The sequence below is a fragment of the Streptomyces glaucescens genome (assembly GCF_002154375.1).
Lineage (GTDB): Bacteria > Actinomycetota > Actinomycetes > Streptomycetales > Streptomycetaceae > Streptomyces > Streptomyces glaucescens.
Genome location: NZ_MUND01001099.1, coordinates 1 through 694, shown reverse-complemented (window position 1 = coordinate 694; position 694 = coordinate 1). Strand labels below are relative to the sequence as shown.

At 73.1% G+C, this 694-nt stretch carries 2 protein-coding genes; both read right to left on the bottom strand.

The features are described 5' to 3' along the window. Positions 1 to 524, bottom strand: a 524-nt coding sequence (locus CCN42_RS40865; RefSeq protein ID WP_422641141.1) for a diaminopimelate decarboxylase family protein, incomplete at its 3' end; no start/stop codon positions are given. Positions 525 to 541: 17 nt separating this feature from the next. Continuing rightward, positions 542 to 694 (bottom strand): DALR anticodon-binding domain-containing protein (locus CCN42_RS40860; RefSeq protein WP_245877714.1); only part of this gene is annotated, 153 nt, incomplete at its 5' end.

Here is a 694-nt window from a genome sequence, read left to right as displayed (position 1 = left end):
TCCTGCGCGATGTGCGCCACCCGCGCGATCTCCTGGAAGGAGTCGAGCACGATCCGCCCGACACCGGCCTCGACGGCGCGGCGGATCTCCGCGGGGGACTTGTTGTTGCCGTGGAAGGCGATGCGGTCGGCCGGCATCCCCGCGGACAGCGCGGTGGCCAGCTCACCGCCGGAGCACACGTCCAGGTTGAGCCCCTCCTCGTGCAGCCAGCGCACCACGGCCCGGGACAGGAACGCCTTGCCCGCGTAGAAGACGTCGGCGTCCTGGCCGAAGGCGGTGCGCCAGGCCCGCGCCCGGGCCCGGAAGTCCGTCTCGTCGAGGATGTAGGCGGGAGTGCCGAACTCCTCCGCGAGGCTCTTCACATCGATCCCGCCGACGGTGAGCACCCCGTCGCCGTCGCGGCTGACGGTCTGCGCCCACACCTTCGGGTCGAGGGCGTTGAGATCGGCGGGCGGAGCGGAGTAGTGGCCCTCGGGAAGGACGTCGGCGTGACGGGGCCCGGCGGGGTGTGCGGAACGGCTCATGACGTGTCGTGGCTCTCTCAGAGGTGATCGGGTGCGTCGATGCCGAGCAGGGACAGGCCGCCGGCCAGCACCGTCCCGGCCGCTTCGGCGAGCGCGAGCCGGGCACGGTGGGCGGCCGAGGGTTTCTCCTCCCCGCGCGGCAGCACCGCGGGCAGGACGGGGAGAACGGC